Here is a 13103-nt window from a genome sequence, read left to right as displayed (position 1 = left end):
ATCGCCATAAAAAAACGGGCCATCCTCATCAGGTGGCCCGTTTTTTTATGCCCAACGTTTCAGTTGCTCGACTTGTACGCCGGCTCCGGGTCCGACTCGTCCACCTCGGACGCCACCTCGGCCTCGGGTGGCGTGGCCACGACACTGTCGCACATCTGGTCCAGCACGATCTGCTCATCGACCCGCGGGTCAAGCGCCGCGCCCAGCGGCGACATGGCTTCCGGCATGACCACGTGCATCAAGGGCGCATCCTCGACCTGATGCAGGTTGGTCACCGCCGCAGGTCGGATCCGCCACACCAGCATCAAGGCGAAGAAGCTGAAAAACGCGTAGAGCATCTGGCTGCCGAACAGCTTCATCAGCACACCGGCCACCAGGGGCCCGATGCTTGCGCCGATGCCATAGGTCATCAGCAGCATGGCCGTCAGCGAGACCCGCCGATCGCCCTCGATATGGTCGTTGGAAAAGGCCACCGCCAGCGGATACAGGCAGAACTGCAGCAAGGACACCACGAAGCCTGCGGCGAACAACACCTCCAGCGGCGCATGGGACATGATCGCCAGCGGCAATGAGGCCAAGGCCAGCAGAAAGGCGATGCTGCGAATCAACAGTGCCCGGTCATAGCGATCCGACACCCAGCCCAGCGGCCACTGCACCAAAAAGCCGGCAAAAATGCAGCAGCCCATGAACATCCCCACCTGCTCGGTGGACAGCCCCTGCTGGGACGCATACAAAGGTGCCAGACCGTAGAAAGAGCCGACGATGATCCCGGCACCGAGAACGGTTGTCAGCGATTGCGGCACCCGCTTCATAAAGAAGCGCGGCTCCAGCGGCGCCGGATGCAACGGCGCCGGGTGAATCCGCCGGGTCATGGCCACGGGCACCAGGCACAGGGCAAAACACATCGCCACCGCCATCAGCAGTTCCAGGCCCAGGGCCGGGTGCAGGACCAGGATCATCTGCCCGAGGATCAACCCCAGGTAGGAGGCGATCATGTAGCCGCTGAAGACCACGCCGCGCTGCTTGGCTTCCGCCTGCTCGTTGAGCCAGCTCTCGATGACCATGTACTGGCACATCATCCCCAGGCCCACGATCATCCGCAGAAACAACCAGGCCGGCAGCCAGTCGATCAAGCCATGACCGAGCACCGCCGCACCGACAATACCGGCGCAGGTGGCATAGGCGCGGATATGGCCGACCCGGGCAATCAGCCGGTGGCCGATCTTGCCGCCCAGCACCAGGCCGAAGTAGTTGGCGGCCATCAAGGCGCCCACCCACAGGCTGTCGACATGCCCGGCGGCCAGGCGCAGGGCGAGGTAAGTACTCAAAAGGCCGGAGCCGATCAACATCATCAGCGAGGCGAAATACAGCGCTCGAAAGGGTTTCCAGATTTGGCGCATCGGCGTTCCGAGCGGCTCCTTGAATAGGGTATCGGGCTATCCGACAAGATAGCCCGAACGGGACGACTACAGCTATGCCTGGGAGGCCAGAACACGACGCTCCCAGGGGGTAATTTCATCCAGGAAACTGGTCAGCTCCAGGCTCTTCGAGGCGATGTAACCTTCGATGAACACGCTGCCGAACAGCTCCCTGGCCAACGGACTACGTTTCAGACGTTCGAGCGCGGCATGCAAGGTACATGGCAACGACAAAGAATCCGGAACTTCGAATTCGCCCTGGATGGCCGCCGTCGGTTCCAGCTCGTGCTCGATCCCGTACAGGCCCGCCGCCAGGCTCGCGGCGATCGCCAGATAGGGGTTGGCATCGGCCCCCGGCAGGCGGTTTTCCACACGTCGTGCCACCGGCGCACTGGCCGGGATACGCAAGCCGGCCGAGCGATTGTCATAGGACCAGCAGGCATTGTTCGGCGAGGCAAAGGGATGACACAGGCGCTGGTAGGAGTTCACGTTCGGCGCAAACAGCGCAGTGAAGTCCGCCAGGCAGGCCTGCTGCCCACCGATGAAATGGCGGAACGTCGCCGTCGGCTCACCCTTGGTATCGCTGAACACATTACGTCCGCCGTCGGCCTGCACCACGCTCTGATGGATATGCATCGAACTGCCTGGGGTGTGGGCCAGCGGCTTGGCCATGCAGACCACGCTCAGGCCGTGCTTGAGGGCGACTTCCTTGAGCAGGTGCTTGAACAGGAAAGTCTGGTCGGCCAGCAGCAGCGGATCGCCATGCAGCAGGTTGATCTCGAACTGGCTGACACCCATTTCATGCATGAAGGTATCCCGCGGCAGTCCCAGGGCGGCCATGCATTCGTAGACTTCGCTGAAGAACGGACGCAGGCCGTTGTTGGAACTGACGCTGAACGCCGAATGGCCCTCCTCGCGACGACCGTCCAGACCCACCGGCGGCAGGAACGCCTGGCTCGGATCGGGGTTGGGGGCGAAGACGAAGAACTCCAGTTCGGTCGCGACCACCGGCGCCAGGCCACGGGCCGCATAACGCGCGATCACCGCCTTGAGTTGACCACGGGTCGACAGGTTGGAGCTTTCGCCGCTCAGCTCGTCCGCATCGCAGATCGCCAGGGCACGCGGTTGCCGGCTCCAGGGCAGGCGGTGAATCTGTTGGGGATCGGCGTTGAGTGCCAGGTCGCCGTCGTCACTGCCGTAGAAACGCGCCGGCGGATAACCGCCCATGATGCATTGCAGCAACACCCCACGGGCCATCTGCAGGCGCCGCCCTTCGAGAAAGCCCTCGGCGGTCATCACTTTGCCGCGCGGGACACCATTGAGGTCCGGGGTGACACACTCAATCTCATCAATGCCGGTCAGTCGCTGGGCGAGTGAACGCTGGCCATCGGTCGTCATGACTCAATCCTTGTTATTGTGCGGGCCGCTAACGGCGTCCCGTACAAAATACGCATCACCCGTTCAAAATTTCAAGCAGGACACACAGAAAAACCTGACAGTGCAATCAGCTTGCACCCTCGCGCTCAGGGCAGGTAAAGACGGAAAAGCGCCCCGCCCAAGGTCCCTCCATTGGCGATCTCGATCCTTCCACGCACGCCGCTGCGCTCATGCAGCCCGGCAATCCGCGCGGCGAAATAGAGCCCCAGGCCGGTACTGCCGGTGGCCGGATTGATGCCCTGGACATAATCGGCCTGGCGCTCGACCATCTGCTCCGGATAGCCGGGACCGTCGTCGTTGATGGTCAGCACCAACTGCTCGCCCTCTTCGCGGACACTGACCAGCAGCGCATGACAGGCGTAGCCGATGGCATTGGTAATGATGTTGCCAACCACCGAACTGATCAGTTCCCGGTCGAAGAAACCCAGCGGGCTGAAATCGTCCACCTCGCAACTGGCGACGATCCCACGGCTGCTCAACAGCTCCTGGCGCCCGGCCAACTGTGCGCCGATAAAGTCGTCCATCTCATGGTAATCCGGCCGCAGCGGCAGCTGGTTGACCCCCAGCTTGTACAGCCCGAGCAATTGCACCAGCATGGTGTTGAGATGCGCGAACTCATACTCGATCACGCTGTGCTCGGGGGTTTCACGCTGGGCGTTGGGCAAGCGCGCCAGCCACTGGCCATGGGCCTGTGTCAGCATCGCCAGGGAGTTCTTCATGTCATGCACGGTGGAGGCGATCACCGTGGAAAAATCCAGCCCCTCGTGACCATCACTCATTCGCCGAACGCCCGGGTGCGCAATTTCTGATACCGCTCATAACGCGGGTCGCTGTCCGGCATCTTGCCGACCATTTTCAGACAGCCTCGACACTCCTCGAGCACGCCGGCATCGCCACCCTTCTGGGCAATGACGAGCAGGGCCTGGGCCGCGTTCAAGGCAATACTGATGTTCTTCGGTTGCAGCGCCAGGGCGCGGCGGAACAGCTCCACGGCTTCGTCCAGGTTGCCGCCCTTGTAGCTGCGCACGCCCTGCACGTTGAGATCGATGGCCGCCTTGCCGCCACCGAGGATCTGCGGATCGTCGGTCAGCTTGGCAATACCTTTCATCACCGTCGGATCGTCGCCATAGATCTCCACGCAGCTCTTGAGCATCGACGCCCCGGCCTCCGCCTGGCCCAGCTGCTGCAGCTGCTTGGCCACCAGCAGCGCGGCCTCGGCGCTCATGAAGTTCTCCATGCCGTCCAGACGCGACATCGCCTGCTCGGTGAGCTTATCGGCGGTTTCGGCATCGTTGAGCAGCAGGCTGGTGGCCTTCATCAAGCGCGCACGCACCTGCAAGCCCTGGTCGTTGGCGTTTTCCTTGGCCACCGCACTCAGGGTCTGGTTGATCTCCAGCCGGGTGCGGGTGTCCAGGCCACGCTCGCTGCCCTTGCTGATCAGCGCATGGGCCAGGCCCAGGTTGCTTTCCGGGTCCTTGAAGCGCGATTGCTCGCCCTGGGACACGGCCTGGCGATAGGCCCGGGAAGCACTTTCAAAGTCTTCGTTGGCCAGGGCCAGCTTGCCCAGCAACGATTGCCGGCGTACCGCCAGCGGCGACAAGCGCACGGCCTCTTCCAGCACGCTCTGCGCGCGCCGGGTATCGCCCTCCTGCACCAGCACCTCGGCCAGACCGTCATAGAGCGCCGGCATCATCGGAAAGGCCTTGAGCGCAGTCTCGTAGAGCACCTTGGCCTGGACGGTCTGGTTGCGCTTGAGCAGCAACTGCCCCATGCGCGCGTAGGCCCAGGGCAACGGGCGGTCGGCGAGGATGCCGGTGAGAAAACGCTCCAGGGGCTCGAACTGATTGAGGTTCCACATCGCGTCGGCGCGGTAGCGCAGGCACAACGGGGCGAAACGACTGTCCTGCTGGGTCAGACGGGTACAGGCGGCCAGTACTTCGGCCGGCTTGTCGCGGTCCAGCGCCTGCATGATCGGCTTGAGCAGGTTCTTGCGCTGTACCAGCTTTTCCAGGCGCTGAGCCAGGCCGGCGCGATTGAACGGCTTGGTCAGGTAGGCATCGGGCTCGTGCTCAAGGGCCGAAAGCACCATGGCCTGGCTGCTTTCGGCGGTGACCATGACAAACACACTTTCGTGGCTGATCAGCTTGTCGGTCATCAGGTCTTCGAGCACCTGCTGGCCGTTCTTCTTGCCATCGCCCAGATGGTAGTCATGCAGCACGAAATCGTAACGTTTCTGCGCACACATACGCAGCGCCTGTTCCCCGGTGTCGGCAGTGTCCACTTCCTTGACTCCCAGCTCCCGCAGCATGGACCTGACTGAACTGCGGAAATCGGAGAAATCATCGACGATAAGAAAGTTTTTTTGGTGATACGCCAGCATCGAGATTCCTGTTGTGGGAAATAGAAGATGAGCCCGTGGGCAATCACCAGAGCGGGTTCAGCTTCCCTGCCACCTTCGCGCGCAGATAATAACTAACGGCATTTTGCCATCAAGCAACTTTACAGCATCGTACAAAATTGCAGGCAAAACCCGACCTTTTGCCAAGCGTAGCGGCAAAAGCTATAGAGGCTTGATTGACAGCTCGAGACACACCTCAGCCCGCGATAGCGGACTTTCGGGTTATCCCCATCAGGGTATCGTCAGACACCGCGAAAACCTGAGACCCGGACAAAGAGTTGCCAGCATCGAGCGCGACGCGGCACTGGCCTATGCTGTCGACGGCTTCATCCGGTATCCATGGAATCGACTCGTCATATTAAGGGAATAATCTTGAGCGCCAGGCTGTGTAACAACGTCATTGCTGTCACCTTCGTCAGCAAACACAAAGCGGCTTGCCAGCCGATTGCCGATCAACTGGACGTGCCAGTGGAGAACATCCTCGGTCTCGCGGCCCAGGAGAGCCAATACGGCAGTGGCCGTATCGCCCGGGAACTGAACAACTATTTTTCCCTGCACGCGCCGGCTCCCTTGCAGATCGGCGAAGAAGCGCCAATGAGCAACGCCAGGATCAAGGTGGCGAAACGGTTTCGCCCAGTATCTGGCCGAGATCATCACCACGGTCAAAGGACGGTTGGCGTGCTGATCAAAACCGTCACTTCATGGTTGCTGACCGTCGGCCTGACCAGCGCCACGTTCTCGGCCTGCGCCGCCTCGGCACTGCCTCCCGAGCAGATCAAGCCGCAGGGCCTGAGTCGTGAACAAGCCCAGCAAGTGCTGGTGGTCGCGCTCAAGCAATTGCAGGCGCAGATCATGAGCAGGACCGGCAAGACCCTGAGTGATGAAGCAGGACAACGCCAAGGGTTGGGCTGCGAGGACGACAAGTAGGCCGCCGGCTCAACGCATCGCCTGGCGTTTGTCCAGCAACGCAAACAGCTGGATACCGGCCAACATGGCCAGTACGAACACAATGACCTGCCAATGCCCGGTCAGCAGAATCGCCACCGCCGGTCCCGGGCAGATGCCGGCGATCCCCCAGCCCACGCCGAACAGCAGACTACCACCCATCAACCGCGCATCCAGCTCGCGCTTGAGCGGTATCTGCATCGGCGCGCCCAACAGCGACTGCCGGTGTTTGCCGGCCCAGCGAAATGGCCAGGCTGCGACGGCCACCGCTCCCGCCATGACCAGCCCCAGGGAAGGATCCCAGGCCCCCGCCAAATCAAGAAACCCCAAGACCTTGGCCGGGTTGGCCATACCTGCCAGCAGCAGGCCGATGCCGAATATCAGGCCGCCCAAAAAAGCCGTCAGCTTGGTCATAGCGAGACTCCCAACACATGGCGAAGGACATGGACCGTGGCAAATCCCGCGGCCATGAAGCACAGCGTGGCGACAATCGAGCGTGGCGACAGCCGTGAAATACCACACACGCCGTGCCCACTGGTGCAACCCGAGCCATAACGGGTTCCCAATCCCACCAGCAGGCCCGCCAGCACCAGGCCGGGCACGCCGGTCTCGAAGCGGATCGGCGGCAGGGCATGGAACACGCCCCACAACAACGGTGCCAGCAGCAAGCCAAGCAAAAACAACGCCTTCTCACCGCGCCCTTCGCTGCCGCGTTGAAGCAGGCTGCCGAGCAAGCCGCTGATGCCGGCAATACGGCCGTTGGCAAGGATGAACAGAGCCGCTGCGAGCCCGATCAACGCGCCCCCGGCCAGCGCCGACCACGGCGTAAAGTCAAGCCAGTCGATAGTCATATCGCCTCTTCCACTGAATAAAGAGAGTATGCATGGCCGTGAGTACAGTCGATCTGCGTCAATGTTCCGGCCCGCATGGGCGGATATCGTCACCACAGTAGCGACGCTCCTTGAAAAGTCCGACTCACGGAACTGAACGATCATGCCTGTGAGCCGATACAAAAAACATAACACGCTTGCTCCTCGACCCGGGATTTCCTATGAAGTGGAAAATACGCAACAAGGTTCTGCTGCTGTCCGTGATTCCGGCCCTCTTGCTGGCCTTGATAATTCAACTCCTGGCCTTTTCCGAGCAGCAGGCCATGGGCGAGCGAAGCATCGAGGAGACCCGGCAGACCCTGATAAAAACCCGCAAGGACGAGTTGGTGCACTACCTTGATCTCGCCTACAGCGCCATCAAGCCGCTTTATGAAGGAGCCGACGCCATGAGCCCGGCCACCCAGGAGGAAGCCAAGCGTCGACTACGCGACCTTCACTATGGGCAAGACGGCTATTTCTTCGGCTACAACGACAAGGGCGACAGGATTTTTCTGGCCGCTGGCAAAGACGATGGGAAAAACTTCTGGGACCTGAAAGACAGCCACGGTACTTATCTGATCAGAGAGCTGATCGCTGCCGCCAAACGCGGTGGTGATTTCGTCACGTACTACTTCCCCAAACCCGGTAATGACGACACCGCCTATCCCAAGCTGTCCTACAGCATCTCTCTGGACAAATGGAACTGGGTCGTCGGCGCCGGTTTTTATATCGACGGCCTGGACGCCCTGATCGCCGCGCAGACGCAACACCAGCAGCAGGCCATGGACGCCCTGCGCTGGAAGCAATGGGGCATCATGGGGGTGCTGCTGATCGTGCTCAGCATCGCCGCCGCTTATGTCGCCCGCAGCATCGTCAGGCCACTCGGTTTGCTGACGCGCAGCCTGCAAGAGCTGGCCAGCGAAGACGGCGACCTCACCCGCCAGTTGCCCATCGATGGCAATGAAGAAACCGCCGAGCTGGCCAGTGCCTTCAATCAGTTCGCCGGAAAAATCCGCCATATGGTGCTGGACCTGGCCCGCTGCGCCCAGCAGTTGCAGGAGCGCAATGAACAGCTCAAGCAGAGCGCCCAGCATGCTGCCGATGCGCTGATGCGCCAGACCCGCGACGCCGAGCAGGTCTCCCACGCCATGGAGCAGATGGCCCTGGCCACCCATAACGTCGCGGAGTCAGCGCAAAATGCCGCCCAGGCGACCCGCCATACCGATGAGCAGGCCCAGGCCATGCACACCAACGTAAACGACACCGTCGATGCCATCGGCGGCCTCGCGCAGGATATCGAAAAGGCCGCCCAGGATATCCAGACCCTGGGCAACGATGTGGAATCCATCGGTTCCATCCTCGATGTGATCCGCGGCATTGCCGAGCAGACCAATCTACTGGCCCTCAACGCCGCCATCGAGGCCGCTCGCGCAGGTGAACAGGGTCGCGGATTTGCCGTGGTGGCCGACGAAGTCCGTTCGCTGGCCCAGCGTACCCAGCAAAGCACCCAGGAAATCCAGAGCAAGATCAGCCAGCTGCAACAGGGTGCCCGGGCGGCAGTCAGCACCATGCAAAGCAGCCTCGGTGGCAGCGAGCTGGCGGTGACCAAGGTCAACGGTACCGGCCAGATCCTGGCTCAGGTGAGCCATGCGGTGTCCGAGATCAATGGCATGAACAACCAGATCGCGACCGCCGCGGAAGAGCAGTCGAGCATTGGCGCGGAGGTGAACCAGAGCCTGGCGCAAATCAGCCAGCACATCAACGACACCCAGGCCATCACCACGCGCAACAACGAAATGTGTGTCGAGCTGGATCAGCTGTCGCGAGAGTTGGGGCTGCTGGTCAAACGCTTCAGGGTCTGAGGGGGCGAACAGGGCGCTGTCTATTCTGCGGCGCCCAAGGGAACCAAGACCAATGAATGATTCTTCATTTCAAAATATTACTAAAAATCACACGACAGTCATCAGACAGAAATATTTCAGGAATTAAATCGTAACGTCTCTTTATAGGTGGGTCACTCCACTTAACCCTTTCATTGAGGTGTTGTCGTGATGTTGCTGACTAAAAAAAGCCTGTCTGTCCTGCTGGCTTCTCTCTGCCTGAGCGGTGTCGCTCACGCGACCGATGTTACCGGCGCTGGCTCCAGCTTTGTCTATCCGGTTCTGTCCAAGTGGTCGCAGGACTACAGCAAAGACTCCAGCAATCGCATCAACTACCAGTCGATCGGCTCGGGTGGCGGTATTGCCCAGATCAAGGCGGCCACCGTGGATTTTGGTGCCTCCGATGCCCCGCTGTCGGCGGATGACCTCAAGGCCGGCGGCCTGGGTCAATTTCCTAGCGTGATTGGCGGCATCGTGCCGGTAATGAACATTGAGGGTGTCGCGGCGGGCCAACTGAAGCTCGACGGTGAGACCCTGGCGAAAATCTTCCTGGGTGAAATCACTGAGTGGACCGACCCGGCCATCGTCGCCCTGAACCCAGGCGTGAAACTGCCTGGCGGTAAAATCACCGTGGTGCACCGCTCCGACGGCTCGGGTACCTCGTACAACTTCACCAACTACCTGGCCAAAGTGAGTGATGGCTGGAAATCCAAAATCGGTTTCGGTACCACCGTGCCTTGGCCGGTCGGTGTCGGTGGTAAAGGCAATGAAGGTGTCTCCGCCTACGTCAAGCAGATCAAGAACTCCATCGGCTATGTTGAGTACGCCTACGCCCTGCAAAACAAGATGACTCACGCGCAGCTGAAAAACGCCGCCGGGAAATTCATCCAACCTAACGCCAAAGCGTTTGCGGCCGCTGCCGACACCGCCGACTGGGCCAACGCCAAAGACTTCAACCTGATCATGACCAACGCGCCTGGCGACGGCGCATGGCCGATCACGGCGACCACCTGGATCATCATGTACAAACAGCCAAAGAATGCCGAGCAAAGCCAGGCGGCCTTCAACTTCTTCAAATGGTCGCTGGAAAATGGCCAGCAACAGGCCTCGGCGCTGGACTATGTGGCGCTGCCTGACTCCCTCGTCAAGCGCATCGAAGGTTATTGGAAGTCTGACTTCGCCCATTGATCCAGCAATAGCTAAAACACCCCTTCCTCGGGCAGTCTTTGCCGAGTGAAGGGGTTTGTTTGTGAGCAGACTTCTGATGAACGATATAGTCCAACCCCCGGCCATGACCCTTTACGCAGGCGAAGTGACGAGTGATGCGCGTGCGACTCGCGATCATCGTCATGATCTCTGGTTCAAGCGCTCGATGATGGGCGCGGCGATGCTGGTGCTGTTGCTCCTGGCAAGCATCGCGGCTTCGACACTCTGGGGCGGCAGTCTTGCGCTCAAGACCTTCGGTTTCGGCTTTCTGACCAGCACCGAGTGGGACGCGGTCAATAACCACTTTGGTGCCCTGGTGCCGATTTACGGCACCCTGGTGACGTCTTTCCTGGCCTTGCTGATTGCAGTTCCCGTCAGCTTTGGCATTGCGATTTTCCTGACTGAGGTCGCCCCCCCCTGGCTACGGATGCCCGTCGCCTCGGCGGTTGAATTGCTCGCGGGGATTCCATCGATTATCTACGGCATGTGGGGCCTGTTCGTGTTCGGCCCGTTCATGGCCGAACACCTGTCGCCCTGGATCAATGACTACCTGGGCTCGTTACCTTTGGTCGGTTCGCTGTTTCAGGGCCCACCCCTGGGCATCGGCATGCTGACCGCCGGCATCGTCCTGGCAATCATGATCATGCCCTTTATCACCTCGGTCATGCAGGAAGTGTTTCGCAGCGTTCCCACGCCACTCAAGGAGTCTGCCTACGCACTGGGCGGCACCACCTGGGAGGTGGTCTGGGACATCGTCCTGCCTTACACCCGCTCCGCAGTGGTCGGCGGTATTTTCCTCGGACTGGGACGCGCGCTGGGCGAGACCATGGCGGTGACCTTCGTACTGGGTAACGCCCAGCAATTCTCGGCCTCGTTGCTGATGCCCAGCAGCTCCATCGCTTCGGTGATCGCCAATGAGTTCAGCGAAGCCTATACCGACCTGCATCGCTCGGCGCTGATTGCACTGGGCTTCTTGCTGTTTATCGTCACCTTTATCGTATTGGCGCTGGCGCGACTCTTACTGATGCGGCTTTCACGCAAGGAGGGTGTATGAGCGGTAACGAACGTCTCTACCGAATCCGCGCCTTCAAGAATCAGCTGGCGATGGTGCTCAGTTGTGGCGCCACGGTCTTCGGCCTGGTCTGGTTGGTCTGGATCCTGCTGACCACGGTCATCAACGGCTTTCAGGCGCTCAATCTGCGTCTCTTTACCCAGATGACACCGCCACCTGGTGTCGAAGGCGGCTTGGCCAACGCATTTTATGGCAGTGCCCTGATGTCGGCGATCGCCCTGCTGATCGGCACGCCGATCGGCTTGATGGCGGGCATCTGGCTGGCGGAGTTCGCACGCCATTCGCGCCTGGGCAACGTCGTCCGATTTATCAACGACATCCTGCTGTCGGCACCGTCGATTGTGCTGGGCCTGTTCGTCTACACCGCAGTGATCCTGCCGTTGAACCTGCTGACCAATCACCAGTCCGGTTTCTCCGCGATCGCCGGGGCCCTGGCCTTGGCACTCCTGGTGATTCCAGTGGTGGTCAGGACCACCGACGAGATGCTGCAACTGCAACCCACCACCCTGCGCGAGGCGGCGCTGGCGTTGGGTGTACCGCAGTGGAAATTGACGCTGCAAATCGTCCTGCGCGCGGCGAAAGCCGGTGTGCTGACCGGCATTTTGCTGGCGCTGGCCAGGATCACCGGCGAAACAGCGCCGCTGCTGTTTACCGCGTTCGGCAACCAATTCTGGAGCAGCAATCTGCTCAAGCCGATTGCCAGCGTGCCCGTGGTCATTTTCCAGTACGCCATGAGCCCTTTCGAGGACTGGCACTCCCTGGCCTGGGCGGGTGCGTTGGTACTGACCTTGTTCGTACTGATCCTCAGCCTTCTGTCCCGTTTGATCCTTTTGCGCAATAGGTTGACTTGATGAATAGCCGTGACCTTGGCAACGAAAAAACCAAAATTCGCGTTCGTGGCCTGGAGTTTTTTTACAACAACCAGCGCTCCCTGAAGTCCATCGACATGGATATTCCCGAGAAACGCATCACCGCGATCATCGGGCCTTCAGGTTGCGGTAAGTCGACACTGCTGCGGGTATTCAACCGGATCTACTCCATGTATCCGAAGCAGGAGGCGCGTGGCGAGGTCTTGCTCAACGGCGAGAACATCCTTGCGCCGGGCTACTCGATGAATCGCCTGCGCAGCCATGTCGGCATGGTCTTCCAGAAACCCGTACCCTTTCCGATGTCGATCTATGACAACGTGGCCTACGCCGTGCGTCACCATGAGCAGCTGTCCCGGCATGAGATGGATGAGCGTGTCGAGCAGGCCCTGAGTGGTGCCGCGCTGTGGGACGAGGTCAAGGATAAGCTCAAGCAAAGCGCACAGGGCCTTTCAGGCGGTCAACAGCAGCGTCTTTGCATCGCACGGACCATCGCCTTGCGGCCACAGGTCTTGCTCCTGGACGAACCGACTTCCGCGCTTGACCCGATCTCCACCGGGCGCATCGAGCAGTTGATCACTGAACTGAAAGAGCAGTACACCATCATCATCGTGACCCACAACATGCAGCAAGCGGCGCGGGTGTCGGACTACACCGCGTTCATGTTCATGGGTGAATTGATCGAGCATGCGATGAGCGACACTATCTTCACCAATCCGAAGAAGAAGCAGACCGAAGACTACGTGACTGGTCGCTTTGGCTGATCCGCCCGCTAATAAAGAAACCACCTGCAGAGGTGGTTTTTTTATGCCTGGGATTTATTGGCTACGCCGGCCTGTAGAAGCCGGGCACGGCGCTATCTCTGTGCGCTGGAACACCCGCCCCCTGTGGGAGCCAGCTTGCTGGCGATGGGGCCCTTGAGCCTTGCAGCGCCCATGCGGCCGCCATCGCCGGCAAGCCGGCTCCTACAAAGACCGGGCACGGCGCTATCCCTGCGCTGGAACACCCGCCC

Annotated in this window: 12 protein-coding genes and 1 pseudogene; 7 read left to right on the top strand and 6 right to left on the bottom strand. The window is 60.6% G+C overall.

Annotated elements, in window-relative coordinates; translation table 11 throughout:
* Nucleotides 1–59 precede the first annotated feature (59 nt).
* The 4 genes from AC07T0_RS29495 to AC07T0_RS29480 all read right to left on the bottom strand — a co-directional run bounded on the left by AC07T0_RS29495 (nucleotide 60) and on the right by AC07T0_RS29480 (nucleotide 5235).
* Nucleotides 60–1400, bottom strand: a complete 1341-nt coding sequence (locus AC07T0_RS29495) for an MFS transporter (protein ID WP_495004481.1) — start codon at nucleotides 1398–1400, stop codon at nucleotides 60–62.
* Nucleotides 1401–1472: 72 nt separating this feature from the next.
* Nucleotides 1473–2714 (bottom strand): glutamine synthetase family protein, encoded by a 1242-nt coding sequence (locus tag AC07T0_RS29490; protein WP_495004519.1) that lies wholly within the window; start codon nucleotides 2712–2714, stop codon nucleotides 1473–1475.
* A gap of 227 nt (nucleotides 2715–2941) precedes the next feature.
* The gene (locus AC07T0_RS29485; protein ID WP_495004480.1) at nucleotides 2942–3634 is read right to left on the bottom strand and encodes a sensor histidine kinase; all 693 of its coding nucleotides are present in this window, start codon (nucleotides 3632–3634) and stop codon (nucleotides 2942–2944) included.
* Nucleotides 3631–5235 carry a response regulator gene (locus tag AC07T0_RS29480; RefSeq protein ID WP_495004479.1) on the bottom strand — a complete coding sequence of 535 codons (1605 nt, stop codon included), beginning with the start codon at nucleotides 5233–5235 and terminating at the stop codon, nucleotides 3631–3633. Before AC07T0_RS29480 ends, AC07T0_RS29485 begins: the two co-directional genes overlap by 4 nt.
* Before the next feature lie 390 nt (nucleotides 5236–5625).
* Here AC07T0_RS29480 and AC07T0_RS29475 point away from each other — a divergent pair, with 390 nt between their 5' ends.
* The gene (locus AC07T0_RS29475) at nucleotides 5626–6180 is read left to right on the top strand and encodes a hypothetical protein (protein ID WP_495004478.1); all 555 of its coding nucleotides are present in this window, start codon (nucleotides 5626–5628) and stop codon (nucleotides 6178–6180) included.
* Between the two features lie 9 nt (nucleotides 6181–6189).
* Here the strand turns inward: AC07T0_RS29475 and AC07T0_RS29470 are convergent, their stop codons facing one another.
* Nucleotides 6190–6612 (bottom strand): DUF6691 family protein, encoded by a 423-nt coding sequence (locus AC07T0_RS29470; RefSeq protein WP_495004477.1) that lies wholly within the window; start codon nucleotides 6610–6612, stop codon nucleotides 6190–6192.
* Entirely contained in the window at nucleotides 6609–7049 is a 441-nt protein-coding gene (locus AC07T0_RS29465) for a YeeE/YedE family protein (protein WP_495004476.1), read from the bottom strand. Before AC07T0_RS29465 ends, AC07T0_RS29470 begins: the two co-directional genes overlap by 4 nt.
* A gap of 200 nt (nucleotides 7050–7249) precedes the next feature.
* On the opposite strand from AC07T0_RS29465, the pseudogene AC07T0_RS29460 reads away from it, so the two are divergent.
* The 6 genes and pseudogenes from AC07T0_RS29460 to pstB all read left to right on the top strand — a co-directional run.
* Nucleotides 7250–8071: pseudogene (locus AC07T0_RS29460) on the top strand (cache domain-containing protein); the annotation flags it as partial.
* Between the two features lie 15 nt (nucleotides 8072–8086).
* Entirely contained in the window at nucleotides 8087–8929 is an 843-nt protein-coding gene (locus AC07T0_RS29455; protein WP_495004518.1) for a methyl-accepting chemotaxis protein, read from the top strand.
* 189 nt (nucleotides 8930–9118) lie between these two features.
* On the top strand, nucleotides 9119–10135 hold the full coding sequence (gene pstS / locus AC07T0_RS29450) for a phosphate ABC transporter substrate-binding protein PstS (RefSeq protein WP_495004475.1): 1017 nt from the start codon (nucleotides 9119–9121) through the stop codon (nucleotides 10133–10135).
* A 103-nt stretch (nucleotides 10136–10238) separates the two neighbouring features.
* Complete coding sequence (gene pstC, locus AC07T0_RS29445; protein WP_495004517.1) at nucleotides 10239–11207, top strand: phosphate ABC transporter permease subunit PstC; 969 nt, start codon at nucleotides 10239–10241, stop codon at nucleotides 11205–11207.
* Nucleotides 11204–12076, top strand: a complete 873-nt coding sequence (pstA, locus tag AC07T0_RS29440; RefSeq protein WP_495004474.1) for a phosphate ABC transporter permease PstA — start codon at nucleotides 11204–11206, stop codon at nucleotides 12074–12076. The genes pstC and pstA overlap by 4 nt, the downstream gene beginning before the upstream one ends.
* Nucleotides 12076–12855 (top strand): phosphate ABC transporter ATP-binding protein PstB, encoded by a 780-nt coding sequence (gene pstB / locus AC07T0_RS29435; RefSeq protein WP_100944227.1) that lies wholly within the window; start codon nucleotides 12076–12078, stop codon nucleotides 12853–12855. The genes pstA and pstB overlap by 1 nt, the downstream gene beginning before the upstream one ends.
* Nucleotides 12856–13103: the final 248 nt, after the last annotated feature.

The sequence above is a fragment of the Pseudomonas sp. GW821-FHT04D07 genome, assembly GCF_059420225.1.
The sequence above is the reverse complement of the archived record's forward strand: the minus strand, read 5'-3'. Positions and strand labels throughout refer to the sequence as shown.

What these genes read in the sequence shown, in the direction of transcription:
- AC07T0_RS29495 (WP_495004481.1), bottom strand. Translation starts at nt 1,400, where the DNA reads ATGCGCCAAATCTGGAAACCCTTTCGAGCGCTGTATTTCGCCTCGCTG.
- AC07T0_RS29490 (WP_495004519.1), bottom strand. Translation starts at nt 2,714, where the DNA reads ATGACCGCCGAGGGCTTTCTCGAAGGGCGGCGCCTGCAGATGGCCCGT.
- AC07T0_RS29485 (WP_495004480.1), bottom strand. Translation starts at nt 3,634, where the DNA reads ATGAGTGATGGTCACGAGGGGCTGGATTTTTCCACGGTGATCGCCTCC.
- AC07T0_RS29480 (WP_495004479.1), bottom strand. Translation starts at nt 5,235, where the DNA reads ATGCTGGCGTATCACCAAAAAAACTTTCTTATCGTCGATGATTTCTCC.
- AC07T0_RS29470 (WP_495004477.1), bottom strand. Translation starts at nt 6,612, where the DNA reads ATGACCAAGCTGACGGCTTTTTTGGGCGGCCTGATATTCGGCATCGGC.
- AC07T0_RS29465 (WP_495004476.1), bottom strand. Translation starts at nt 7,049, where the DNA reads ATGACTATCGACTGGCTTGACTTTACGCCGTGGTCGGCGCTGGCCGGG.
- AC07T0_RS29455 (WP_495004518.1), top strand. Translation starts at nt 8,087, where the DNA reads ATGGTGCTGGACCTGGCCCGCTGCGCCCAGCAGTTGCAGGAGCGCAAT.
- pstS (WP_495004475.1), top strand. Translation starts at nt 9,119, where the DNA reads ATGTTGCTGACTAAAAAAAGCCTGTCTGTCCTGCTGGCTTCTCTCTGC.
- pstC (WP_495004517.1), top strand. Translation starts at nt 10,239, where the DNA reads ATGACCCTTTACGCAGGCGAAGTGACGAGTGATGCGCGTGCGACTCGC.
- pstA (WP_495004474.1), top strand. Translation starts at nt 11,204, where the DNA reads ATGAGCGGTAACGAACGTCTCTACCGAATCCGCGCCTTCAAGAATCAG.
- pstB (WP_100944227.1), top strand. Translation starts at nt 12,076, where the DNA reads ATGAATAGCCGTGACCTTGGCAACGAAAAAACCAAAATTCGCGTTCGT.